The sequence below is a fragment of the Candidatus Saccharibacteria bacterium genome (genome assembly GCA_016432585.1).
GTDB lineage: Bacteria > Patescibacteriota > Saccharimonadia > Saccharimonadales > Saccharimonadaceae.
Map to the genome: position 1 here is coordinate 685,180 of CP066696.1, position 26,474 is coordinate 711,653.

The following is a 26,474-nucleotide window of genomic DNA, read 5'->3' on the forward strand; positions in this document are numbered from 1 at the left end:
CAGCAGTAAGCTAGGCGGAGAGGCGGTCATCACCACGCGTGACGGCCGCCTTTTCCTTTAGGCGCTAAGTGCACCATGGTATAGTACAAGAGCATCTGTCCACAGATCACCCAGAGGAGCAGCAATGCCTACAGGCGCAGAAGGTTTCGACATCCCCAGGAGCTCTGAACAGCACGTACGGGGCTTACTCGAACAGAACAACCTCGGTGACGTCATCGTCATCGACGACCCTCAGTCGTCAGAGATCCTTCTCCTGCGGAGGCTGCCCGCCCCGAGCGGCACGATGGAACTCGAGGAGTTACTGAAGCAGAATGGGGTCACGTACCACCCCGTTCCACGCAACCGCTGAGGTGCGGCCGGGAGGGCGAACCCGCTCTCCCGGCCGGCACTGTCACACCGACAAATGAATGGTAATTTCAACTTTTCATTTACAAATAAATAAATGTTGCGTACTATAGGGCACTAGTGCTTAACTAAAAAAGCGCAAAAGGTATCTTCATATATGAGCAAAAATCTTGTTATCGTAGAGTCGCCAGCAAAGGCAAAAACAATCGAAAAGTACCTTGGCAAGGACTTTGTTGTTAAGAGTAGCATCGGCCACATTCGTGGACTACCAAGTAAGAATGGTAGTGTTGACGTTGTCAATAAGTTTGCGCCGCGTTTCGAAATTAACGCCGATAAAAAGAAAACTATCGCCGAACTGCGCCGCGAAGTAAAAGCCGCCGACACCGTTTGGCTTGCAAGCGATGAAGACCGCGAAGGAGAGGCGATTGCCTGGCACCTGGCGGAAGTTCTAAAGCTCGATCCTAAAACTACCAAACGAATCGTTTTTCATGAAATTACAAAAAACGCACTCGATGAGGCGGTAAAAAATCCCCGTACTATAGATATGCCCCTTGTGGAAGCCCAGCAAGCTCGTCAATCCCTTGACTATCTTGTAGGTTTTGAACTTTCGCCTGTATTATGGCGTAAAGTCCGCCCACAACTTTCGGCTGGCCGCGTGCAAAGCGTCGCCGTGCGCCTTATTGTCGAACGCGAAGCCGAAATCAACGCACACGAGCCAGAATCTACCTTTAAACTTACCGCTGAATTCCTTCTAGAGGATGGCACGGTACTTCCGGCGACGAGCGCTAAAAAACACCAAACCGCAGATGATGTTCGCAAAATCCTTGAAGAATTTGCCAAAAGCAACTTTACAGTAGCCGATATCGCGAAAAAACCAGGAACGCGCAGTCCTTCGGCACCATTCACCACCAGCACCTTACAGCAAGAGGCAAGCAATAAACTTGGTTTTAGCCCGCGCAACACCATGAGTCTCGCGCAGCGCTTGTACGAATCTGGTCTTATCACTTATATGCGTACCGACTCGGTTAATCTCTCGGCGCAAGCGCTTGGCGCCATGACCAGCTTTATCAAGGGGACATACGGCGAAAACTACCACCAATTCCGCACGTTCAAATCAAAGTCAGCCAACGCCCAAGAAGCCCACGAAGCTATCCGCCCAACAGATATAACCAAAGAGTTTGCTGGCGGCGACGAACAGCAGAAGAAGCTCTATAACCTTATTTGGCGCCGCACGCTTGCCTCGCAAATGGCGCAGGCATCCCTTGAAAAAACCACAATCACCGTTAAGGCTTCTGAGAGCAAAGAGCTTATGGAGGCCAAGGGCGAGATCGTTGTCTTCGATGGCTTTTTAAAGGTGTATGGCCGCAGTGGCGACGACGTTCTACTACCAGAAGTAAACAAGAACGACCCTTTGACGCTAAAAAGCGCCGAAGCTATCGAAAGCCTTTCGCGCGGACCAGCCCGCTACACCGAGGCCAGCCTCGTGCGCAAGCTTGAAGAAATGGGTATCGGCCGCCCATCTACCTATGCCAGTACGATTAACACCGTACAAACCCGCGGCTATGTTGAGCGCGGCGAGCTAGAAGGTGTCGAGAAAGAAATTACTAAACTCAGCCTAAAAAACGGCGAAATTAGCCAAAAAACCGAGAAAATCCAGTACGGTAAAGACACCAACAAGCTATTTCCAACAGATACAGGCAAGGTTGTTACCGACTTCCTGGTGAAGCACTTCGAAAAGGTAATGGACTACGACTTCACGAAATCTGTCGAGGCAGAGCTCGACGAAATCGCGATTGGCAAAAAAGACCGCGTAAAAGTACTGACTGAATTCTACACGCCGTTTCATAAACTCGTACTAGAAAGTGCTGATATTTCGCGCGCCGAGGCCACTCAAACCCGCCATATCGGCGACGATCCAAAAACAGGGCTTCCTATCTTTGCACGTTTTGGCCGTTATGGCCCAATGCTCCAAAAAGGCGAGCAGTCCGACGACCCAAAGCCAGTATTCGCACCACTTCCTGCTGGTAGCAAAATTGAAACCGTCACCCTTGCGCAGGCACTCGAGATGTTCAAGCTGCCACGCCTCGTTGGCGAAACGGCCGATGGCAAAGAAATCAAGGCAAATATTGGCCGTTTTGGACCGTATATTGTCGTCGACAAGCTTTTTGTCAGTATTAAACCGCACGATCCGCAATCGATCACCCTCGATGAAGCGCGCGAGCTGTACGAGGCAAAGCTTAAGTCTGAAGCCGAGAAAAACATTGCCGACTTTGGCGATGGTGTTAAAGTATTAAATGGACGCTATGGGCCATATATTACCAATGGCAAAACAAACGCCAAGATTCCAAAGGGGACAGAGCCGCAATCTATCACCCACGAACAGGCAAAAGAGCTTCTTTCGCAGGCGCCTGCCAAAACGGCACGCCGTAAAATAGTTCGTCGCAAGCAATCATAAGCATAAGCGACACCATCGACCTGCAATTAAAGAAACTCCCAAAACACTCTTTACTACACACGTCTATTTCATGCTATAATTAGTTAGATAGCGATACTATTTGACATTATATAGATATTGTTCTATAATCGACCTTAGACAGAATTAATCTAACTTTCCCAGAAACACAGAAAGGACCCCGGCGAAATGGATGAAACCACAAAGCCCGATACCGCAGTCGTACTAAAAGATGCGGTGAATGATATTCTCGAAGTAATCGAACAGGAACGAGAGCGTGAAATCATAACGCGACGTTTCGGGCTTTTTGATCGCCGTGAAACTCTTGAACAAATTGGGGAACTCCTTGGAATTACAAGGGAACGTGTTCGCCAGCTTGAAAAGGCTATTCTTATCCGCCTTAAAATCGCCGCCGAAGAAAACAAAGTTCCTGCGATTCACGATGTTGAGCGCACGCTTATCCGCGACCTCTCAGAGACTGGCCGTGTTTCTCGCGTTCAAGATCTCACCGAGCGCCTTATCGGTAAAGACCACGACGCTCGTCATCGTGCGCATGTTGCGTTTATCGCTGAACTTTCGCCAAACCTCGTTGTTGTTGGCGAAAACGACCATTACCACCACGCAGTTGGTATTAAAGAGCATGGCGACGAGAAAAAGATCAAAGCGAGTGTTGACGAAATCGTAAAAACAATCAAAAAACACGGTGAACCACTTCAGATCGAAGATCTTCATGCCAAGCTAAAGCACGAAAACCCTACACAGGTACGTGCGCTCGCCAGCACAAGCAAGCATCTTGCGCATCTTAAAGATAATTGGGGTCTTACAAAATGGCCAACCGTTAACCCAAAGAACATTCGTGACAAAATCTATGTTATTTTGGCCGAAAACGGCAAACCTATGCACTTTTCAGATATCGCCAAAACCATAAAGGGTAGCGATTTCAAGCGAAAAGACGTTACAACCCAGGCGATCCACAACGAGCTTATCAAAGACAAGCGCTTCGTTTTGATTGGCCGTGGCATTTACGCGCTCGACAACTGGGGATTTTCTAAAGGTACCGTTGCCGATATCATTACCGATGTTCTTAAAGAGGCAAAAGAGCCGCTTCACCGCGACGAAATCGTTAAGCGCGTGCTAAAAAGCCGCCAGGTTAAAGAAACCACGATCCTGCTTAATCTTCAAAGCAAATCGCAGTTCAAACGCGTCGCTAAGGCAACCTACGCCCTTGACGAACCAACTCAATAGTTCACTTGCAAAGCGTAAGCGCAGATGGGACAATAGAGGTTAGATATGACCGTTCTTTTATGGATACTGGATTTATTATTACAGTGGTACGTTTGGCTTCCAATCGTGCTTATCTTGGCCTACCTTACATTCCGTAATTACCGTCGAATCGATACCGTAAAGGCTATTGAAAGCACGCTGTTGATTCTTGAGATTCCAAAGGCCAACGACAAATCCGAGCTCGCCGCCGAACAGCTGTTCGCCAGTCTTCACGGTATTCTGCGCGACAAAAAGGAGTTCCGTTACAATGCAGGTTTTCAAGAACACCTCAGCTTTGAAATCGCCTCAGTAAACGGCCAGATTCGATTTTATGTATGGGTACCAAAAACCTTGCAAAGTTTTGTTGAGGGGCAAATTTATTCTCAGTATCCAAGTGTCCAAATTCACACCGCCGAAGAAGATTACGTTGCGCATGAACGCCGCCACAGCGTTGTCTACACCTCTGAAATTACGCTTTCCGGAAGCGAATTTTTGCCTATTAAAACGTTCCAAAGCTTCGAAGTAGACCCACTTGCAGGTATTACCGGGACACTTGCAAAGCTCGAATCAACAGGCGAGGAGCTTTGGGTACAGGTACTTGTTCGCCCAATTGCCGACGATTGGCATAAAGCATCTGACAGCTGGATCAAAAGCGTAAAAAACGGCAATCCTTTTGCGTTTCTTAACGGCGAAGGATTCAATTTCAAATGGGTTGGCGGCCTTATCGCAGCGCTATCTAAACCGCCAGAGCAGGGAATCGGCGGAGGCAGTGGACCAAAAGAGCTTTCCGAACGCGACAAAACGCGTATTTCTGAGGCTGAAAAGAAGGCGACAAAGCTCGGCTACCAAGTAAAGATACGCATGGCCTACCTAGGCGAAAGCACTACGAACGCCAAGCTGCGCATGCAGGCGCTTGTAGGAACATTCAAGCAGTATAACAGCACAAACCTCAACGGCTTCCAGATGACCCAAGCCAGCTTTAAAAAAGAGGATCTGGCTAAATACAAGGCACGCCTCTTTATCGATAGGGGATATATCCTTAATATCGAAGAGCTCGCCAGCGTATTCCACCTACCGCACACAAACGTAGAAACCCCAAATATTGTGTGGGCAAGCAGCAAAACTGCCGAGCCTCCCGCAAAACTACCAGTTATTACCGGCAACGACGCTATCGACGAGAACATTAGTGCCTTCGGTCTCACTAATTTTCGCGGTATTAATCACCAGTTTGGTATGCTCCGTTACGACAGATCGCGACATGTTTATATTATCGGTCAAACCGGTGCAGGTAAGTCGGGTACGCTGGAACTTTTTGCGCTTTCAGATATTTTTCATGGCCAAGGCTATGCCATTATCGACCCGCACGGTGACTTTGCCGTTGACAACATGCGCTTCATACCAGGTTCGCGTGTCGAAGATGTGGTCTACTTTAACCCAGCCGACACAGCTTTTCCACTTGGGTTCAACCCCCTCGAGGTGACCGACCCCGCGCACAAGACCAACATTAGCTCCGAGGTTATCGGAGTACTTAAGCGTATGTTTGGCGAAAGCTGGGGCCCGCGTCTTGAATACATTTTACGTTATACCATCTTGGCGCTACTTGATAGGCCCGAGACAACCATGCTCGATATCACCCGTATGCTTACCGACAAAAAGTTCCGTAAAGAAACACTTAGCTATTGTACCGACACTGTGGTATTGCAATTTTGGAACATAGAATTTGCCAGTTGGACAGAAAAATTTCAGGCCGAAGCTATCGCGCCGGTACTCAACAAGGTAGGTGCATTCACCGCCAACCCTGTTATTCGTAATATCATTGGGCAGCCAAAAAGCACCTTTAACATCCGCGAGATCATGGACGAGGGAAAGATTCTCGTCGTAAACCTCTCTAAGGGTCTTATTGGCGAAGACAACGCCTCTATTCTTGGCGCGTTTATGGTAACTAAAATCCAGCTTGCCGCCATGAGTAGGTCTGATATTGTCGATATTAAAGACCGTCGTCCGTTCTACCTGTACGTCGACGAGTTTCAAAACTTTGCGACCGATTCGTTTGCGACCATTCTTTCCGAGGCTCGTAAGTACGGCCTTAACCTTACCGTTGCCAACCAGTATATTTCACAGATGAGCGACACCGTGCGAAACGCTGTGTTTGGTAACGTTGGTACTATGATTTCATTCCGCGTCTCGGCCGACGACGCCCCAATCCTCTCGAAACAGTTCGAACCGCAGTTCGAATCGAACGACCTCCTACAGATGCACAACCGTCACTTTATTATCAACATGGTAATAAACGGCGAGAAGGCACCGGCCTTTAGCGCCACAACACTTACGCTGCCACCGCCACAGATAGACAACACCGGTCGTATTATCGAACACACACGCAAACACTACAGTCGCACCAGGGAAGAAGTAGAGAAAGAGATTTCTGACGCTATTCAGCCGCCACAAAAACAGCAGCAGGCAGCGCCAAAGCCAATTGCACCGCAGCAGTGGCCTGCAAACGCATTAGGGAGTGATATTACCCCAGATACAGTCATAGACGCCTCTCAGCAGGCGAGCGTAACGGCAGGCGAGCAGACAGCTCCTTCAGCAGTTACAAACGAGGCGATAGCTCCCACAAACGGCGAAGAGCCTCCAAAAAAGAAAAAACGTACACGCAAGCGCAAACGCAAATCAGCTTCGTCAGCCACAGGCGAAACCACACTCCCCCCTGTTGTCCCTACCGAAGCGCCAGCAAGCCCCGTCCCAACATCCACGCCAGAGAGGCCTAGCGCAGAGCCAAAAGAACTTAGCGGCGAAGGTGAGATCAAGCTAAGATAATCAAAAACGACTCCATATGAGTCGTTTTTTACTCGTGCAGGTACAGACCCTGGCGTGGAGTCGGGGATTTCGCCCACAGAACTCCACGCCAGATGTCAAACCGTCCTTCTTCACGAATCGCGAGTCTGACGTCGCCGGCCGCGCCCGCGGCGCGGGTAGGAGGTGACGGCAGAGTCGTCGCCGCTCTCTCGCGTCACCGTCGTGAACTGCTCGTCCGAGGCTCGTGACGACACACCCGGAATGGGGCTGTCCTGCTCCCTGGCAGGATCGTGGACAGTGCCACGAACGTGCTCGTAGGGATCGGGAAACACTCGTTCGGCCATGAGACCAGTCCAATCATCCGAAGGGGATTGACGCGTTTACTATACCAAGAAGTGTGATCTATGTCACATTAATGCACATCTTCTACACATACCCCCTCAACAATTCCGACTATTCGAAGAGGCAAGAATAGCATAGTGGCCGTTTTTAATTTAAGGCGATAGAACAAAAATAGAACACTAATTATTTAAAAAATAAACCGTATGAATTGCCATATGCAGCAGCAAAATTATCCGCCACCGCATATCAAGTAAAATCATGGTTTATGTAGCGAATGATCAAGGCGTAGGTACTTCAAAAAGAGTCTTAGCGAAGGTAGGGCACTTATACAAAAATTTATTGCAAAACCACGCGATAGAAAAGTATTTTTTATCATACGTACGTAATGTGCGAAATATAGATTATACGTCGCACAATATATCTTTTACGACATTAATTATATAGCTATAAGATGAATACTCATACATCTTTATGCGACCTTATTTTGCATCGATACCCATACTGAAGAGTGAGGCGCTATTTCACAGTCGCGTTAACACCGTCGTCATGCGACGTTTTTACGTATTCCGGCACACTGCCTAATGACACAACCAACGACATGCCAACTTACAATTAGCCACGTAGTAACATTCACATAGTTATCCACAGAACTATTTGCATTTGTTTGACTTTTATATTTATGTATATCTTCGTATGTTTTTTCTGCCGTTTGCAATTCCCTTCATTTTATTGCCCTACTCTACCCTACGCCATATGTCGCTATTTGATTTATTTATAATTTCATACTTTAATATGTTATCGTTTTGTTTTCACGATATAGAACAAAAATAGAACATGAGGAGAAAGAGAGGGGTAGTTGCCTTTTATTTATAGAAGGCTTTTCCGCTGACGCGGACATCAAGATACTTCGGGCTCTTATCGTGCGTACGAAGCCAAGAGATTGCGCGAGTCATATCCTCTATCTGCTCGCCAGCTGGTCGGTCAACGGAAAGCTTAATAGGGTACCCTACCCTGTCGAGCTTTAGTTGGATTTCGCGCGTTGTACCTGAAGGAATAATAACCTGCGTTACTTTATATCCACCCGCCTTTGCCAGGCCGACAGCGCGCCCTACAAAACCAAGAAAACGGTTACTCGCGACGGCTTGTCCAGCCTGCACCTGAATGCCACTTTTATCAACTATTTGAACGGAAGGGGTGGCAAAATAATTACGCTCGAAAGCGGTGCCCGATGCATCGACATACTGCTGACGGCTGTTGATATTCCAGCCCGCAATCGGCTCGCGCATAATCACCGTAAATAGTGACTTTCCAAAACCGGCCGATCCATCGACTTCGATATACTCCACTTCGGGGGCTTTGGACTGAACGAAGTCGTTAAGATGATCTTTATTTATAAGAAGCCGCAACCGCTCAACAGGCTGGGCTGCAAAATACGACTGAATGATTTCTTCGTAATCTGTCGGCAGCGTGCCCGATTTAACCTGAAGGGACTTTACAACAACCCCGGCTGTTAATTGCCAAATCAACCCGAAAAGCACCAGGCTGCATGCAAGAAGAAGTGTGAGAATACCACCAATATGACGACGTTGCTGAGCAAGTTCGTGCGCCTGAACGCGCGATGATTTTAGCTGCGCGTTCGATTCTTTAAGCGACGCCACCTGCGATGACGCACTGCCCGTAAGAGTGCGATTGCGGCGAAAAGCATAGCGATCCTCTAAACTTGCCTCGGGCGAATGCTCGGTGCGAGGGTCTGTTTCTGCTCGACGACGTCGCGGGACGTCTGGCTGTTTTTTCGAGAATATTGCCATAACTACTCCCGTAATTGTAACAAATTTATGCTTATTTTGCTGCGCTTTCGATCATATCCGCCATTTCAATAGCGGCGTTGGGCTTGGCAAATTCATGGAACGCCTTACTCATGCGCTTAAGCTGTTCGGGATTAACGAGTAGCGACGTTAACATATCGACAAGTAGTTGTGGATTCGCCTCGAGCTCGTGTTCGTCGATAACCTCTACGGCGCCGTTTTCAGCATAGGCGGCGGCATTCTTTAGCTGATGCCCGCCAGTAAGGTAGCCATTTGGCACAAGAATAGTCGGCCGAGCAAGTGCGGCGAGTTCTAGAAGCGTCGTTGCACCAGCGCGTGTCACGACAACATCGGCCGCTCCAAGCATACTCGCCATACCGCTACTTACAAACGCATGGAGCTGAAACCTGTCGTCGGCCTCTGGTGTCACCGCACGCATTTCATCGTACTGATCATTGCCCGAGATTAAAATAACAGAGGCGATTTCAAGAATTTCGTCGAGACGCTTTGCAACAGCATCGTTAATCCTTCGGGCGCCTAATCCACCCCCGGTAACAACAACAAGCGGGCGCCTTGGGTCAAAACCTAGGTCCTTTTTAATATCCCTACGAGTTTCTTCGTTGATTGGCGTAAACTCTGTGCTAATAGGAATCCCAACATAGCGGGTAATCTCTTTTGGGTAGGGGTAGTGCTTTAGGGGTGCGCCAGTTGCAATCTGCGTAGCCCACTTTGCAAGCACGCGGTTCGTAAGGCCAGGATGCGCATCGGAATCATGAATAACCAGAGGTATCTTCAAAAGTTTAGCGGCAAGTCCTACTGGCAAACATACAAACCCGCCTTTTGTAAACACAACGTCGGGACGCCATAACAGTAGTTTGATCATGCTTTGAATAAACCCGCAGATAACAAAGAACCCGTCACGAATGTTCGGCATAATAATCGAAACTGGCCTTAGCAACTGCCGCCACACCGGAAGGTTGTGGTACCGGCGGAATTTACCAGAAAAAATAGTCTGCACCGGAACTGTCTTGTCGAAGTGACCCATGATACTTCGCGCCTGAGGTGCGAATTTACGATCGCACCAGAATCGAATCTCGGCCTTTGGATGCCGCCTTTTAAGTTCGCGAAGAACTGCGACTACTGGCGTAACGTGACCGCCCGACCCCCCGCCGACTGCCAATATTTTCATTTCGATCCTCCTTATTTACAGGTCCATAAACGGTATAACGCGACAACTGGAATGCTAGCCCCAAGGCGCCGGCAATGAATATCATGCTCGTGCCACCAAAGCTGAGAAGAGGGAGCGTTATTCCCGTTAATGGAAATACCCCTATCATTGCCGCTACATTCAATATAACATGCGAGCCCAGCCATCCGAACACGCCAGCCACCGCCAGTTTCATCCACGGGTTCGTAAGATGATCGGCTACCTTGAGTAACCGCATAAGTAACGCAGAAAATAGCAGAAGAATTACCACCAGCCCTACAAATCCGAATGTCTCTCCCATGATCGCAAAAACCGAGTCGTTAATAGCCTCGGGCAGGTACCCTGTCGCCTGTACACTATTGCCTATGCCTACACCGAACAGTCCCCCACTACCAATAGCAATCTTTGCATGGGTAATGTGATAATTCGCGTCATCGACGGCTATATTTTCGCTCGCGTCGCCAGCCAAAAAGGTCGTTATGCGCTCCATGCGGTGAGGCGCGATAATAATCATCACAACCCCAAGAGCAATGGCCCCTGCAAGCAGGAATACCCCTACCCTCTTGCTTACATTTGCCACCATAAGCATGCTTGATACGATTGCGAGCATTGCAATACCCGTGCCCATATCGCGCTGTATACCAATAACAAGAATTGCTGATATGAGAATAAGGATACCTAGTGGAATCAGGGTCTTATGTAGGTCGTTAACAAGCCCCTGCTTCATGCGTGTCCCTAAAAAGCCCGCCACAAACACAAGGAGGCCAAACTTTAGCAATTCCGCCGGCTGGATACTTCCTAGCGGTCCCAAATCAAACCAGCGGCACGCACCCAGCGTACACTGCGCGATACCCAGGCCTAATAAATCACCCGAGAAAAACAGCAGCACACATGCCGCAAGCCCAGCTAAAAGTATCTTAACAGCATTTTTCCGAAGAACATCAAACGGAATGACGGCAAGCGCTATAAACATACCTAGCGCAAGCAATAAACTGACTGTCTGTTTTATAAAAAAGTACGTACTTGTGTAAAAATCGGTGCCATACGCATTGTTTAGAACATTTGCCCTCTGGGGGCCGATTGCGTACATGATAATAAGCCCCAAAAGCATGAGAAGTCCCATATAGAGGACGATTTTATAATCAGGACGATGACGACGCTGAATAGCATCTTGCACGTTTTCGCCTAGCGCGCCTAGTCGTCGTCCCACCCTCATAACTTTATACGTGACCCCCAGCGAGCGCGAGCAAAATACCAATAAATCCGGTCACACAAGCAATCACCCAAAAACGCATTGTTACTTTTGTCTCGGGCCAGCCCAAAGCCTCTAAATGATGGTGGATTGGCGCTGATATAAAGACTTTACGGTGAAAAATCTTCTTGCTAAGAATCTGAATAGAGCTTGAGCCCGCCTCGATAACAAAGATAACGCCAATTATTGGAAGAAGGAATAGTGTGTTCGTAAGCATAGCCACCACGCCCAAGCTTGTGCCAAAGGCAAAGCTTCCAACGTCGCCCATAAAGAACCTTGCTGGGTAAATATTGAACCACAAGTAGCTTAAAAGCGCACCAACAACCGTAAAACAGAACCCAGCCAAGAATTCTTGCCCTTGCAAAAGCGCAATAACACCAAATGTACCAAAGCTGATTGCAAGCAGCCCACCCGCAAGACCGTCGAGCCCGTCGCTAATATTAACCGCGTTGCTCGTGGCAACAATCGCAAGAACAAACAGAGGTACGATAAGCCAGCCAAGAGCAAGATCACCAAGAAACGGCAAGTGCACACTATCAACGCCTAGTTTTACGTAAAAGAACCAGGCCAGCGCAAGCGCGAGAACCGTGATCATCGTAAACTTCAGGCTCGATCGCAAACCAGCAACACCAGTCCCCTGCCCGCGTATATTGATAATATCATCTAAAAGCCCTACGGCACCGCCACCCAGCAGAGCAGCCAATGGCAGCCATGTTTCAGCGCGGTTAAGGTTAAATCCAAGCGTTACAACAGCAATCGCAAGCACACCAATAATTCCCGCCATAGTAGGGATATTACGTTTGAACTTGTCGGCGTGCAGCTTGGTAAAAACCTCTAGCTTTTCACCCGTTGTGCTTGTTGTGCGCTGTTTTTTCCAAAACTTATAACGATACGCGGCAAAGGTATAGATTGGCGTTAAAACCATGGCAAACAGGAACGCGCCCACACTGAGCGTAAATATTGCCGTAAGATTATGTGTTAGTTCAATGAGCGTCATCGTTTTCTATCCCTTCGGTTGTAATTTCATGTAGTCGAGGAGCCAGTTTGAGATATCTGTGAATATCGGCATTGCGTGCTTGCCGCCTTCGAGATTCATATGCTTGCCCGATACTTGCACCATTATGACATATCGCGGCGTTTTCTGGCTATCTCCACCAAATCCCAGGTACGTACCAATCGTTTGATCGTTGACATATTTTCCGTTCTCGATTGTTTGCGAAGTACCTGTTTTACCACCGGTGTAGTACCCTTTTTTATCTTTAGAGGAGTGAAACGCAGCGCGGGCATCGTGCACCATTGTGCGCATTTCGCTCGATGCACTTGCGCTCATAACATTTTGCCTCGATGGTTTTGCAGCCGCAGGTTTTAGTACGCCCGTATCGGGGTCGAGCGTTCCCGCGATGACGGTTGGCGCATAGTATGTACCCCCGTTGATAATCGTGCTGAAGGCTGCGCACACCTGAACCATTGTCACATCAAGACCCTGCCCAAAGGCCATGTTCGAATAACGTACAGCACCACCATCTTGATCGGTCGGCGGAATCACCGTTCCCTTAGCTTCGTTTGCCAGCTCGATTCCTGTTAATTCTCCCAAGCCAAACTTATTGTGAAAATAATCGTACATGGTGTTGCGAGCTTGTAGATTAATACTTTTGCCATCGCCAAGGCGCTGCGCCACGGTGACAAACCCTGTATTTAGCGAGTAGTTGAGCGCGTGCTGGAATGTAATATTGCCGGTTTGCCCTTTTGTGGCATTTGTAATTGTGCGGTCCTCAACCTTAATATAGTCGGTATTATTGTAGGTAGAAGTCGATGACACGACACCTTTGTCTAGCCCCACGGCCATAGTTAACGCCTTAACATCAGAACCTGGCTCGTATGGCGCACTAATTGTTGCGTTATTAAACGCAGATGCATCGGTCACCTTGTTGTATTGGCCTGGGCTATAGGTAGGAAGGTTTGCCATAGCAAGCACCTTGCCTGTTTGTGGATCCATAATCATAACACTGCCGTTTGTCGCCCCAGTGCGCTTAAGACCAGCAGCAAGGGCTTTTTCGGTATACGATTGAATGTTGCGATCAACCGTCGTTACGATTGCGTCGCCGTCTTTTGCCGGCTCCTTGATGTTTTTGTCGCCAATAGTCAAAGGTACGTTACTGACATCTGTCACCGACACGAGCATACCGTCAAGCCCCGTTAAACGCTCGTTGAGCGCCTCTTCAAGCCCGTACTGCCCCTTCCCTTCAGTATTCACAAACCCTAGCGTTTGCGCGGCAAGCTTGCCTTCGGGGTATACGCGCTGACTCTCTTCCTGAAAACCAATACCACGAAGCCCCTCTTCTTTCATCATTTCAGCTTGCTTGCGTGTTACTTTTGTTGCAAGTATTTGGTAGCGTGTCTCTTTTTTGGCCAGTAAGCCATCGAGATTAGAACGGGCGTTGCCACCAGCGACGCGCTTAATTAAGTCTGTTACTTTTTGCGGCTCATCTATAACTTTTGGGTCGGCAAAGACAGTATAAACGGTCTCGTTGAGCACCAAAGGCACTGGTGTCGTGCCGTCCATTGCGTAAATCTCGCCACGCTTCGCCGGAAGAACCCATTGCTTCTGCTGCTCTTTGCGTGCCTGATCAACATAATGATCATGCTGAATAATCTGAAGGTAAAAAAGCCGTACGACAAAAACCGCCATCACCGCAAGGGTTAATATGGCGAGTATTCGTGGCCGGCTTCCTTTTTCTAAATCTAGCTGCATAGTTTCCTATTGGCTTACATAGTCTGTCTGAGCCGGAGTCGTCATCTCCCTGGCAACGCTGCTGTTTTGAACGTTTTCTAGCGCAGTAAGGCGCGCGTTTTCAACTTCAAGGTCAGTCTTCTGCGTTGTAAGGTCGGCAATCTTGCTGTCGATCTTTTGCGCTTCGTAGTCGTAGCTGGTCGCACGAGTAGCCTGCGTAAGGTAGATCAAACCGAGCACTGTAATCATAAGAGCAACAAGCACCGTATGCGTCACGGGGCCGAGTTTGATGTTCGAGGCAAATGCAACGGTATTTTGGTTGCGATTCCAGTTGCCTGAACGGCGTGGGCTAAATTGTGTAGATCGTTGGTAAGACATTTTTATTTTTCAGCTTTATTTTTATTTTGGTGAAGCGCCCGACCGCTGTATGCGGCCCGGCGCTTCGGGTTTGTTAGTTAAAACGGACAGTAACTTGTGTTTCTACTGATGCGTTTTGTACTGGAATGTGAACTGGCATGGTGTTTTGCCCTTTCGTTTTTTTGTTTTATTTTTTCACTGCGACACGCAATTTTGCACTGCGTGAACGCGGATTGTGAACGTCGTAAATGTCCCCTGCTATCGGCTTTTTGGTCAGGACGTCGAGCTCGGCTTCGTAACCAGCATTCTTCTGTTCGTTGAAATACTGTTTAACGAGCCGGTCTTCTAAACTATGGAAGCTGATGATGCCGATTCTTCCACCTGGCTTTAAAAGCTGTGGAATTAACGGTAACAGTTCTTCAACTTGCCGCAGTTCTTCATTGACCGCGATACGGAGCGCTTGAAAGGTGCGCGTAGCTGGGTGGGTTTTCTTCCACTTGCCTACGTAAACTTGCTTGACGATGCTTGCGAGCTCCTCGGTGGTGTTGAATGGCCGATTTTCGGTAATTGCCTTCGCTATTCGCTTGGCAAAACCGGTCGGTTCTTCGCCGTATGTCTTGATAATGCGCGTTAGTTCATCAGCTGAGGCTGTATTTACCAGCGTTTTCGCTGATACCTCTTGCCGATTATCCATTCGCATATCGAGCGGACCACTATTTGTAAAGGAAAACCCTCGTTCGCTTTTGTCGAGCTGTGGTGATGACACCCCCAAATCAACAAGAATGATATTGAACTGCTTCCCTTCCTCGACGAGCTGTTTTGCAGCGGCGACGAAATCGGTATGCAGTAGCCTGACACCTTTTTCAGTAAACTCACCAAGTTCTGCAATTGCAAAACTATCGCGGTCAACTAAAACAGAGTCAGCATAGTTTTCGGTTAAAGCTAAGACGCGCCTCGCATGACCACCGTACCCAGCCGTGAGATCGAGATAATTCTCGCCCTCTTTAGGGTGAAGTGCTTCAAGCGTCGCATCTAGTAAAACCGGAACATGTAATCGAAATTCCTGTGGAACCTCTTGTTGTGGTGGATGTTCTTTGATACTCATAAACCCCTTTACTATAACATGTATTGGCGTTTACTCGAGATCACCTAACTGGCAGCAGGATATTTTTGTTTTTTTGGTGTGTTTGTTTTTGTGTATAAGTGTCCAAACGTACTTTGGTTACTGTGTAACTCATAATCGTTTGGTTGAGAGACTTATGTGTGTGAGGTGGAGTTTTTTGGGAGGTGTTGTGTTTAGAGGAAGGTGCGTCGGCGCTTTTTAATGTGGTGCCGAATAGCCACTACCCATACTGCCAGATAGTTGATCTCGAGAGTTGTATCTCTTTACTATCTGTGGTCCGAATTATTAAAGAACAAAGGCAGCTAGTAACTATACGTCGGCATCTGCGGGTAAAATCCGCCAATATGCTCCAGCACGAACCGCTATCAGCTCACGATCAATTCCGGCATAATCGAGCAAGTGTTGTTCAATCGTTACGCGACCTTGTTTTTGGTCGAGCTCTGCACCGGTTTTTCCGCGCCTGAATCGTACGTTGAGGTCGGCAACTCTCTCATCGAGAATGCTTCCACCCAGCGCAGGTTCGACTTCCCTATCCCATACCGTTTGTGGGTACAGGTGGAGGTACTTACCAAACCCTCGGGTTAGTACAACGCCACTCGCGAATTCATTTCGAAGCTCGGTCGGTATTGTTAACCGACGCTTGTCGTCAAGCTTTCGTTCGAAATAATCCATTCCGCTTGTGGGATTGCCTTCTGCCGTATGGGCTCACGCTTAGTTATTTTAATGCTAGTGGTGTTTGTTTTGTTTGGTGGTGTTACCCACTTCTTTCCACTGGTCTTACTATAATACCCACAACTACCCACGACAACCCCCAATTTTATATTGCTTATAGTTACCCACAGGCTTTATCCACAGATTTGTGGATAACCATAATAGCCAACAGTGGTCAACAAAAAACGCTCCCTATAGCAAAGAGCGCGTTCTTGGATATCTTGTCCACAACCCGGCTAAAACAAGAGTTCGAGCGCCCCTTTTAAGCCCGTGACGCTCGTAACGCCCGCAGGCAACGTTCCCGCCTGAGACGGCAACACTTCTCCGCTCGGATCTTGAATATGAACTCCCACGACGCCCTCGGGCATATCCTGAAAACTAACCGCCTTATCGTCAAGAAATATAATTTTCTTCACACGTAGGGGCCGAAAATCCTTTGTTAGTGCCGGAGGAATAATAAAGCCATCGTCTCGCCTCCAGCCAGACAGTAATTCGCCCTTTTCTTTAATATTAGTAACGATATGCGGGATAGATAAAAATCCAGCAGCCTCTAGTTTTGCCAGCTGCCATGTCTCGCCCCCGTAGGTAACAATTCCATAGGGAATATCCATTTTATCAAGCATTGCAAGTAACTCGTTTGCAAATGGCTGGTGCACGTCCTCTTTTTTAGCCTGTTCAACAAACCGCTTTTGAATATCGAGCCATGATGTCGAGCTTCCTCTGTCTTTAAGACTTTTGCGCATAAAGCTGATGGTGTCAAATGACTTTCCCACCTCTTCAATAAGTCGCCTTCCGGTTTGAATCTCTTCGGCAGTGAGCGACGTTTCTTCCGTTATGACCCGCTCTAAAATCTGGTGAAACCTATCCGTATTACCAAGACAACGGTCAAAATCAAGAACAAAAAATGTATCGGCGTATGTTTTATCTTCCATTGGCATTGTTGTATATTCCTATAATCGCTTTAGCGACCGCGCTCGAATCGTGTCGTATGAGTGAGCGTGTTACTGGTAGCATATCACCTTTGTGCTCGGAGGCCATAGCTCCCAAAAAATCACCTGCCACCGTTTTGTAACTCTTCTTTGCAAGAACATCACGGTCAATCGGAACCAGGTATGCATCCTCCGCCTCGTAGCGCTTGGCGAGTTCATTTTCTGGCACCTGCTCGTTATAAAGCACGTAGTCGAGAAACGCCGCGCCAGCAAAACGCTCAATCTCATCGGCATGATCACTTACTGTAAATCCTTCTGTCTGGCCCTTTTTCGTCACCAGGTTCGAAACATACACGGTTGTTGCCTTTGTATTTTTTAATGCATGGCCAATACCATCAATAATAAGCAGCGGCCCCAGCGAGGTGTAAAGATCGCCCGGCGCAATAACCACTAAATCGGCCTGCTCTATAGCCGCAAGGCATGTTGGATTGGGCGTTGCATTTGGAACAAGAGTTAGTGTCGCTTTTCGCGGATCGTGCTCAAAATAGTCAGCGTCAATCACCCGCTCTCCCCGCAAAATCACACTTGCCCCAGGCCACTCCATCTTCAACCGCACATCATCGAGTGTCGCCGGCAAAACAACCCCGTTAACTCTCAAAATCTCGGATGCCGTCTCGACAGCCTCGGTAAAGCTGCCGGTCATTTTTTCGAGCGCACTTAGTAACACATTGCCAAAGGCATGCCCGCTAAATGTCCCCTCTTCAAACCGGTAGTTAAATAAATCGCGCACTTTCGACGATTCGCTAAGCGCCACCAAGCACTGCCGCACGTCCCCAGGGGGCAACGTTCCCAGCTCATCGCGAAGCACGCCAGTACTACCGCCATCGTCGGCCATGTTCACTACGGCCGCAATAGAGTGAGTATAGTCTTTCAGTGCATTCAAAAGGGTAAAACTACCCGTCCCTCCCCCAATAACAGTGATTTTAATATCATTCCGCGGAAAAGGTTCGTTCATATCTTAGCTCTCTCGCAAATGTTTAATTATTTTACCAAACCAAATAGCGCTCGGCCGAAGTTTTCGCTCCTTGGTATCGTAATTCACTTCGGCTAGCCCAAAACGCGGCCAACGGCCTTTGTCCCATTCAAAGTTATCGAGCAGACTCCAGTGAAGATATCCTTCTAGTTTAACCCCGTTGCTCATTGCTTTTTGCATGGCAATCAACGTTTGCGTCAGCCACCATTGGCGGTGGGCATCGCCAGCATCGGCAAGGCCATTTTCAGTGATAATAATAGGAAGATGGTATTTTTCATGAAGACGCTCCAGTGCGTGCTGGATATCACCCGGACTCAAATCCCACCCAAGATCACTCACTCGCTCATCGGGATTATGCACCCTATACCCGTAAACACGATTGCTAAAGTAGTAATTAACACCCAGAAAATCACAATTTTTCACAACTTTTTTTAGAAAATAATCATCTTGAAAATATTGCATAAAATCAGTACTTTTACGGCTAAGTAGCGCATCGTCACCGGCATAAAAATAATTTGAATTCTTAGCAATTGATACTTTGTAGCGGCGGTTGATCGAATGAAGCGCCTCGGCCACCTTATTGTGCGCATAGGCAAGATTGTTTATAACGCGCCACGCCTTTGGTTTGCTGGTGATATTTGGTGGCCAGTTACCGGCCAAATAACTTTCGTTGGCGTAGATTTCAGGCTCATTAATAGTAATGATCAACCTGACACTCGATCCTAGCTCGCGAATAATCCTATCCGCAAAGCGGACGAAATATTTTACATTGGCGCGGTTTTCAAACCCACCCCGCTTTACAAACCATACCGGCAACGTAAAGTGAAAGAGCGTCACAACCGGCTCGATACCACGTCGCTTCAGTTCAGCGGCGTAGTGCTTATAATGCTCTACCGCCTCAACATTCCAAGCGCCTTCGGCAGGTTCAACTCGCGACCATTCCACGCTAAACCTAAACGCATTCATGTTCATTTTTTTCAACAGGTCAAAATCTTCTTCGAACTTGTTATAGTGGTCAGCGCTTTTACCCGAAACATATGAATTCGGATCCTTCGCCTCTTTTTCAACGTCTTGCCAGCTATCAAGGTCTTCAAAGTGATACGCAGCTTGCGCAGCCTTCGATTTGGCATTTTCTAACTCCCATACCGTCCATTGGTTATGAGTGCCGCCTTCTGCTTGATGCGCGCTAATGGCAGCACCCCACAGGAATTTTTTAGGGAAAGCTAACTGAGGTTTTTTCTGCATACCATCTTATTATACGCCATACCTACTGGCAGTGTATAATGACGACATGTTTGGATTCATCTTTCGTGTCTTATGGCGTGTCATTATTCTTGGAATTGGCGTCGGCCTTGTGTGGGCAAGTCTTTTTAAGATCTATCCGTATGCCGACTCCCGCCTTCCGGCATTTATCGCACTCCTCCTCATTTACTGCTTCCTTGCTTATATAGCCATTCCCGCACTTATACGGCTATTCCGCCTCGTTATTAAGCCGAATCATATTCCGCTTTATGTAACCTCGGGTGACGGTTGGCCTGCCGACCCTGTTAATATCGCTGTTGTCGCACGCAGTAAAAAGCACCTCATACAATCTATGGAAAGCGCTGGCTGGTACACGGCCGACCCTATTACTCTGCGAAATGCAATCCGCGAAGCCTACTCTATTCTTTTTAATCAGCCATACCCCAATGCGCCGTTTAGCAATCTTTACCTTTTCGGGCGATCGTTCGATGTCGGCTTTCAAAAACCCGCCAATGGTCACATGAGCGCCCGATCACGTCATCATGTGCGATTCTGGCGCCTCGAAGTTCCTGAGCCCGACGCCAACCATGCAACCCACTTCGACTTTTGGCACAAACGCCTTAAGCATCTGCTCGGGCTTCAAAAAGAAATCTGGATTGGCGCCGCAATCGACGACACCGGACCTATCGGGATTCGATGGCGCTACGGCCAGATTACTCATAAAAACGACCCAGATACCGATAAAGAGCGCGACCTTATCATTAGCAACCTCACCTCGGCAGGCCTCGTTACCTCTGTAAAAACAGTAGAATCTGGCGAGCCATTCTCGTTTCGCGGCCAAACTCTCGGCAATACATTTTTATGCGACGGCACTATCAAAGTCGTCAAGCTGAAGGCGTTGGTTATACCAAAACTGCCTATCGATGTTTCGGAACAGGAAGTCCTATAGCATACAAACGACGAAGCGAGTAGATTTTTATACCCGTTACAGCAAGCGCGATTGCCGCGCTTAGTAGCGGCGATCCAATAAGGACGGTGGCAAAAAGAAAGAATGACGAGTTCGCCACCTTGCCAAGCGGCGACCAGTTAAGATCGAAAATTCTCTTATCAACAAGATAAAAATAGTTCGGGCTCAGTAACGGCCAGAACAAAAATGCCAGAGACAAAAACCCATCAATAAACATAAACTCAAAAAGATAAATACCGATTGCCCAGATCATTTCTGGGTTCATAAAGCCATAGGTCAGATAAATAATCGCGACACACAGACGGTCTGCCATAATATCAAGCACTGCACCACTGCGCATTTCTTGATGTAATTTTCGCGCAATTATTCCATCGGCGATATCGCCGACCCAATACACCGCGATCGCGGCAAAAAGAAGTAATTCGCTACTCTGCATTGCAGCGAGCACCGCAAGAACCACAGCAATAGCCGTACGCACGAATGTCATAAGCGACGCCCACGTGAACAGTGTCTCTTTTATAGGTAGCTCCCAGCCGTGATGTGTCGTTTTTTCCATTAGCTCATCATATCCCCGGCGGTAGTAATTTGCAAATGCACGCTATGAAACAACATCTTCCCCAAAGTGCTTCTGTAGGCGCATAATAATACTTCCTTCATGGCGACCCAGCTTGTCGCTTAACTCCTTTACCGATACACCGTTTTGAAACTCTTGTTTTAGCACGGTATCGTCATCGGGCTTCCATGGTCGGTACGCGTTCGGATATGTCTCGCGCATTTTTGCGATTTTATCAGCCCATCCCGAGTTTGTCGTCTTTTCCTTTTGCGGTTCGGGTGTCGTTTTACGAACCTCTGCTTTTTGGGCAAGGTGCGCAAACTTTTTAGTGTCGCTTGCGGCTCGCCGCCGTAACATCTCATCGATATTCTGGGCATCTTCGCTCACGGCCAGGGCCATGCGGTTAATACCAGTCAAATAGAGGTTGCGCAAATTTTTTACTCGGCTCAAAGCCACGTAACCCATACCCTCTACAAAGGCTTTTCGAAGGTCAATTCGCGCCGCATCAAGCGTCATTCCCTGACTTTTATGGACAGTAATTGCCCAGGCAAGACGGAGTGGTATTTGCGTGATACTGGCACGCTTTTTATCGCCATCGCGAAGCTCCCAGGTATCTGGCGACATAGTGACCCTATTACCATTCCGGAACTCTACAACAGGGTATTCTGTACCTTGCTCGAACTCGACAACCGTACCGATACTACCGTTGGCGTATTTCCGATCCGTTGCATTTTTTACGGCCATTACCAGCGCACCTTCCTTCAAATGAAGTGTCTCTGGGGCAAGTACTGAGCGTTGTAAATTTTCCACATAGTTTGCAGAGCCAGTGGTCGTCTCTGTATAAAAAAGTTCGTCACCTGAAAGCTCTTTTAGCTTGGCCTCATTAAGCCTATCCACATCAACATTCACTGTGTGAAGTTCGGTTAAAACCATATCTTCAGGTGGCTGCTCTTCGGTTCGTGCCAACAGTTTTTCAGCGTGATGACGACGTATTTCCCCGGCGCGCAGCGCGTTTAAAATTTCTAGTAATTCTTCGTCGTCCTGACGATGCTGCTCCTGAAGATAGCAAATCGATGGATCGAGCTCACGCCAAACATTACTATGCACGACAAATCCACCCACTCGCGAACCGTCGCGGTTAATAGGCGGAAGCTGAAAAAAGTCCCCACTCATTATCACCTGAATACCACCAAACGGAGCATCCTTACGTCGTATCAACCGACAAGCTTCATCAACCATGTCTAGCCGAAAATCATGCAACATCGATATCTCATCAATAATCAAGACGTCTGTCTTTTCAATAATCTCTCGTCGCCCCTTGGCGACATGCTCGGCAAATCCGCCAGGTAGATGATCCGAAACACCAATTCCCGCCCAGCTGTGAATAGTTGTGCCGCCAAGATGTGTTGCAGCGAGCCCTGTCGTGGCCGTTACTGATACATGCTTGCCCTGGTGTTTCGATAATCGGACAAATTGATTCAACACAAAGGTCTTACCCGCCCCGGCCGGGCCAGTTAGCAACACGCTTTCCCCAGAAAGCATAATCTCGAGCGCCAAACCTTGATCCATTTACTTTAAGTATACACACCTTTCGTGCTTCGCGCGAGGCTCTGGCGGTGCTATAGTAAGACTATGCGAAAAAGCAAAAGCGGTTTTACTATTGTCGAGCTTATTATAATCATTGTCGTCATTGGCATTCTTGCAACAATCGTTATCGTTGCCTATAACGGATCTCGCACCCGAGCACAAAATGTCGAGCGCATTAACGAATTAAAGGCTTGGCAAAAAGCCTTTGTGCAGTATAAAGGCACGAATAATGGCATCTACCCAGACGTTGCCGATGGCGGCTACTGCCTAGGAACGGGCTTTCCAGACCAGAAATGCCGCGACTACACCCAAGCGGTCAATTTCTATACCGAAGCTGATTCTGCAACACTTATGGATATACTAAAAACATACGATCCGCCACTCTCGGGTTCACGAGTACCCGTAAATGGGACCGTTGGACCATACGTCGAATACTATTCAGATGTTATCCATCTTACAGCCGTGCTAAATGGTACGGCGTCGGATTGTCCAGGCGGTACCTTTTATGTATGGGGCGACGGCGCAGGCCGTATCCTTTGCCGCGTCGCCCTGGAACGAGATTAACCTCGAGGAGGTTCGCCGTCAGGATCGTCGAGCAGCTTTTTGCTCTTGATCTCGTAGCGTTTGCCGGTAATTTCGCTAACGATATAATCTTCGTTGATAAGATTTACGAACGTATCAAGATCGTTGCCATCCATAATAATAATCGCGCCTGCATCATCAGTCATCAACTCTAGCTGCATTGTATCGGCATACTCTATTGCCTGTTCTTGGGTGACGGCACCGATTTCCATTTTCTGCAGTTTATTTACAATTTTCTTGCGTTCACGAACAAGCGATTGCAAATCAAGACCGTCAGGAAAACTCAGTTTGAATTGCTTTTCAATCTCTTCTACCTTTTGGTCAGCGAGTGCCTGTTTTTTATAATCGTAGTTAAATAGCTTTTCAAATTTTCCCTGATTAAACACAAAAATATCTTTATTAACAATCAAAACCTGATTGTCTGAAGGCATTTTAATACCAACATCTGCCTGAAAAGCGCCGAACTTGCCATCGCGAAACTCCCAAGAAGTTGCGCCACTCAGTACCTGTCCTTGGCTAATCGCCTTGATAACATAAAACGGCTTGTCAGGTGTGTCTTTATGAGTAAACTTGGCAACAATACCCTTCACACGCTTAAATTCGTGCTCTTCCTGCGAGAATTCAACAATATCATGGCGCTCTTTTTCAATAATATGCAGAAGCGTCTCGGCACGACCCACCTTTACAAGATCGGTTCGAAGGAGCGTGTTCTCCTCGCCATCCGAAAGCTCATAGTCGCGAACAGAAAGACCAGTTCCCGCACCCATAGTGACAAAGTTTATGAGATCGTACAGGAATAACGGCTTAATTTGCGCATTTAAATCACTCGTAAAATTGGTTGTGTATGGAGTGTAGTTTTTGTTAAACAAAAAGAATTCTACATCGAGTTCTTTTTTAATTCCATCGGTGTTATTTGCCCACAAAAAAATATCGGTAGGCTCAGGGCTTTGGTTTTCCATATTCTAGCTTTCGTTTTGACTTTAATTGCTACTATTGTACCGTACCCATAGCCAATCACGCCAGTGCTTTTACGGCCTTTTATTTACTCCCAGTCAAAACCGTGGCCAAAATGACCATACTGCGCCGTTTGTTCGTAAATAGGACGACGTAAGTCGAGCGCTGTAATTATCCCATTAGGCGTCAGATCATACCCTTGTATCTCTTCGTGGACGCCGTCAATAATAACTGTCGACTCCAGGGGTTCGGCCACACCAATAGCATAGGCAAGTCGAACAAATACCTCACTCGCTTCTCGAGCACGAAGATAATCAACTGCCACTTTGCGAGCCATATACGCCGCACTGCGATCTACTTTACTTGGATCTTTTCCGCTAAAGGCGCCGCCACCGATTGAGATCCGCGGCCCGTAATTATCAACAATCAGCTTGCGGCCCGTCAAACCCGCGTCAGCATCAAACCCGCCCAAATCCCAATCACCGCTAGGGTTAATGTGATATATCTCGGCACCTCCATATTGCTTCGCCCACTGCTCTACAGCGACACGTAGCTCGGCCTTTTTTGCATGTTGAAAACTTGCAACAACAGAAACAATCCGCCCGTCACTTACCGTCACCTGTGTTTTACCGTCAAATGACCATCTTTGGTACAAATGTTGGTTCAGCTCTCGCGACAATACCACTTCTAGCGGCAAAAACTCTGGAGTCTCACTTGTTGCATACCCAATCATAATCCCCTGGTCGCCCGCACCACCAGTATCCACACCCTGCGCAATCTCACTACTTTGCGTAGCGATATGAACAAACACTTTTACTTCTCCCGCCAGACGCCTTACGATTTTTTCAATATCTACATCGGCAAATTTACTCGTTACCTCGCCTGTAACAAATACGTGACCGTGACCACCCGCGACATCAACCGCAACCCGGGCAAGTGGATCTTTTGCGATATACGCATCAAGTATTGCGTCAGAGATCTGATCGCAAATTTTATCCGGATGCTTTGGCGAGACACTCTCGGCAGTTCGATAATTATAAATAGCAGACATAAAACTCCTTTCATCTGCCCCAACAAAAGAAGAATCTACAAGAATATGCATATCATTCCCTTATCGGGCTGGATTTAGCACCTGACATTGCTGCTGGTTGCTGGCGAGTCATAGGGCCAGTCCCTCGTCGCACTCTTGATATTAGTTAGCTTTTTGAGTATAGCACACGTCAGATACATTCACCACAAGCTTGATTCTTTACTAGTCATATGTTATAATATAAATAGTCCTTTTGCACCTGCAACAAAACGAAGGTTGGTAACAGCACCATGCTCGACCCCGCAACCCTGTTCGGAGACGAACTCAATCGGACCATCGTTATTGACGACGCCAACGGTGTCGTCACCATCGAGTCCGACGACATGCGCAACGCTCTCTACTTCGCCCGTAAGGTGGGCGAATACCTGCCGGGCGTCACCTGGAGCGAAGTGATCGTAAGCAGCGCCGAGCGAAGCCTCACCTTTACGGGTGGCATCGACATCTTCCAGCCCTGGAAGATGATCATCAAGGGCTTCCCGCTGTGCGGCATGGTCGACCACGCCACGCACGACACCGGGGTTTTCCTCACCGAATTCCTCCCGGGACGCCTCCCCATGACTCTGGAGCGGATCGTGGAGATCCTCTCCATGCCGCGAGACGGCAACCCGAACAACTGGAACTCCACCGCCTACAAGTTCGCCTTCCTCCCACCGCAGTAGCTGTAAAAGAGACGCACCCCCGTTACTGGGTTGCAACGCCATTCATTTGGCGTTCTCCGGTAACGGGGGTCTCTTTTTGTTAAAAATTATAGCGCATGGTGATCTACATCGATACGTGAGACTGCAGCAATTGCCCCAACAACCCCAAGGCTGCGAATAACATTTGGCGTATCCGAAAGCGTGTCAACAGCCCCCACTTCAATACCCTCGCGCAAAACAACACGCGGCGTTAAAAAAGACGGGCCGTTTTTTGTTTTCTCAAGCAATACTAACGTCGTCGACCCTAATACCTGCTCACCAGCTTCCCGAATCCACCCTTCCAGTGCCGCCGTATACTCTTCGACCTCGCCCTTTATAAGCGTGTGTGTTCCCTGCTCTGTAATAATAGTGACGCGATCCCCAGAGCGTGCCCTCACAAGATCAAGTGACGCATAGCTCCCGTCTTCTCGCCTCTGGGTTCTACAGCTTCCCTCAAAGTATTCTGCCATGCT

Annotated in this window: 22 protein-coding genes and 1 riboswitch; of the genes, 5 read left to right on the top strand and 17 right to left on the bottom strand. The window is 48.0% G+C overall.

Features of this window, described 5'->3' with window-relative positions:
* Positions 1-502: 502 nt before the first annotated feature.
* From topA to HZB75_03750, 3 genes are all read left to right on the top strand, one after another.
* On the top strand, positions 503-2,800 hold the full coding sequence (gene topA, locus HZB75_03740; protein ID QQG50617.1) for a type I DNA topoisomerase: 2,298 nt from the start codon (positions 503-505) through the stop codon (positions 2,798-2,800).
* Positions 2,801-2,986: 186 nt separating this feature from the next.
* On the top strand, positions 2,987-4,042 hold the full coding sequence (locus HZB75_03745) for a hypothetical protein (protein QQG50618.1): 1,056 nt from the start codon (positions 2,987-2,989) through the stop codon (positions 4,040-4,042).
* A 1,170-nt stretch (positions 4,043-5,212) separates the two neighbouring features.
* On the top strand, positions 5,213-6,880 hold the full coding sequence (locus HZB75_03750; GenBank protein ID QQG51368.1) for a type IV secretion system DNA-binding domain-containing protein: 1,668 nt from the start codon (positions 5,213-5,215) through the stop codon (positions 6,878-6,880).
* 1,184 nt (positions 6,881-8,064) lie between these two features.
* Here HZB75_03750 and HZB75_03755 read toward each other — a convergent pair.
* The 11 genes from HZB75_03755 to HZB75_03805 form a co-directional block, all read right to left on the bottom strand.
* A complete protein-coding gene (locus HZB75_03755; GenBank protein ID QQG50619.1) occupies positions 8,065-9,009 on the bottom strand; it encodes a hypothetical protein in 945 nt (314 codons plus the stop codon).
* Between the two features lie 31 nt (positions 9,010-9,040).
* Positions 9,041-10,195, bottom strand: coding sequence for a UDP-N-acetylglucosamine--N-acetylmuramyl-(pentapeptide) pyrophosphoryl-undecaprenol N-acetylglucosamine transferase (locus HZB75_03760; protein QQG50620.1), 1,155 nt, complete (start codon positions 10,193-10,195; stop codon positions 9,041-9,043).
* Complete coding sequence (locus HZB75_03765; GenBank protein QQG50621.1) at positions 10,122-11,429, bottom strand: FtsW/RodA/SpoVE family cell cycle protein; 1,308 nt, start codon at positions 11,427-11,429, stop codon at positions 10,122-10,124. Before HZB75_03765 ends, HZB75_03760 begins: the two co-directional genes overlap by 74 nt.
* A 4-nt stretch (positions 11,430-11,433) precedes the next feature.
* Positions 11,434-12,462: a phospho-N-acetylmuramoyl-pentapeptide-transferase gene (gene mraY, locus HZB75_03770; protein ID QQG50622.1), complete on the bottom strand. Its 1,029-nt coding sequence runs from the start codon at positions 12,460-12,462 to the stop codon at positions 11,434-11,436.
* A 6-nt stretch (positions 12,463-12,468) separates the two neighbouring features.
* Positions 12,469-14,217, bottom strand: coding sequence for a penicillin-binding protein 2 (locus HZB75_03775; protein ID QQG50623.1), 1,749 nt, complete (start codon positions 14,215-14,217; stop codon positions 12,469-12,471).
* A gap of 6 nt (positions 14,218-14,223) precedes the next feature.
* On the bottom strand, positions 14,224-14,574 hold the full coding sequence (locus tag HZB75_03780) for a hypothetical protein (GenBank protein ID QQG50624.1): 351 nt from the start codon (positions 14,572-14,574) through the stop codon (positions 14,224-14,226).
* Between the two features lie 166 nt (positions 14,575-14,740).
* Entirely contained in the window at positions 14,741-15,658 is a 918-nt protein-coding gene (rsmH, locus tag HZB75_03785) for a 16S rRNA (cytosine(1402)-N(4))-methyltransferase RsmH (protein QQG50625.1), read from the bottom strand.
* Between the two features lie 327 nt (positions 15,659-15,985).
* A complete protein-coding gene (locus HZB75_03790) occupies positions 15,986-16,348 on the bottom strand; it encodes a cell division/cell wall cluster transcriptional repressor MraZ (GenBank protein QQG50626.1) in 363 nt (120 codons plus the stop codon).
* Positions 16,349-16,623: 275 nt separating this feature from the next.
* On the bottom strand, positions 16,624-17,319 hold the full coding sequence (locus HZB75_03795; GenBank protein ID QQG50627.1) for a hypothetical protein: 696 nt from the start codon (positions 17,317-17,319) through the stop codon (positions 16,624-16,626).
* Entirely contained in the window at positions 17,309-18,331 is a 1,023-nt protein-coding gene (locus tag HZB75_03800; protein QQG50628.1) for a YvcK family protein, read from the bottom strand. Before HZB75_03800 ends, HZB75_03795 begins: the two co-directional genes overlap by 11 nt.
* 3 nt (positions 18,332-18,334) lie before the next feature.
* A complete protein-coding gene (locus HZB75_03805; GenBank protein ID QQG50629.1) occupies positions 18,335-19,594 on the bottom strand; it encodes a glycoside hydrolase family 1 protein in 1,260 nt (419 codons plus the stop codon).
* 46 nt (positions 19,595-19,640) lie between these two features.
* Between HZB75_03805 and HZB75_03810 the strand changes: the two genes are divergently transcribed.
* Positions 19,641-20,540 (top strand): LssY C-terminal domain-containing protein, encoded by a 900-nt coding sequence (locus tag HZB75_03810; protein QQG50630.1) that lies wholly within the window; start codon positions 19,641-19,643, stop codon positions 20,538-20,540.
* Here the strand turns inward: HZB75_03810 and HZB75_03815 are convergent.
* Together HZB75_03815 and HZB75_03820 are read right to left on the bottom strand one after the other, a co-directional pair.
* Positions 20,509-21,114, bottom strand: coding sequence for a CDP-alcohol phosphatidyltransferase family protein (locus HZB75_03815; GenBank protein ID QQG50631.1), 606 nt, complete (start codon positions 21,112-21,114; stop codon positions 20,509-20,511). The genes HZB75_03810 and HZB75_03815 overlap by 32 nt on opposite strands.
* A 42-nt stretch (positions 21,115-21,156) precedes the next feature.
* Entirely contained in the window at positions 21,157-22,680 is a 1,524-nt protein-coding gene (locus HZB75_03820) for an AAA family ATPase (GenBank protein QQG50632.1), read from the bottom strand.
* A gap of 63 nt (positions 22,681-22,743) precedes the next feature.
* On the opposite strand from HZB75_03820, the gene HZB75_03825 reads away from it, so the two are divergent.
* Positions 22,744-23,262: a prepilin-type N-terminal cleavage/methylation domain-containing protein gene (locus HZB75_03825; protein QQG50633.1), complete on the top strand. Its 519-nt coding sequence runs from the start codon at positions 22,744-22,746 to the stop codon at positions 23,260-23,262.
* On the opposite strand, the gene HZB75_03830 is transcribed toward HZB75_03825, so the two are convergent.
* The 4 genes from HZB75_03830 to HZB75_03845 form a co-directional block, all read right to left on the bottom strand.
* Entirely contained in the window at positions 23,259-24,239 is a 981-nt protein-coding gene (locus tag HZB75_03830; protein QQG50634.1) for a DUF4868 domain-containing protein, read from the bottom strand. The genes HZB75_03825 and HZB75_03830 overlap by 4 nt on opposite strands.
* Positions 24,240-24,322: 83 nt before the next feature.
* Positions 24,323-25,336 carry a methionine adenosyltransferase domain-containing protein gene (locus HZB75_03835; GenBank protein ID QQG50635.1) on the bottom strand — a complete coding sequence of 338 codons (1,014 nt, stop codon included), beginning with the start codon at positions 25,334-25,336 and terminating at the stop codon, positions 24,323-24,325.
* A riboswitch (SAM riboswitch) is annotated at positions 25,332-25,430 on the bottom strand. (Overlaps the previous gene by 5 nt.)
* Before the next feature lie 67 nt (positions 25,431-25,497).
* On the bottom strand, positions 25,498-26,025 hold the full coding sequence (locus HZB75_03840; GenBank protein ID QQG50636.1) for a hypothetical protein: 528 nt from the start codon (positions 26,023-26,025) through the stop codon (positions 25,498-25,500).
* Positions 26,026-26,069: 44 nt separating this feature from the next.
* Complete coding sequence (locus tag HZB75_03845) at positions 26,070-26,471, bottom strand: hypothetical protein (GenBank protein ID QQG50637.1); 402 nt, start codon at positions 26,469-26,471, stop codon at positions 26,070-26,072.
* Positions 26,472-26,474: the final 3 nt, after the last annotated feature.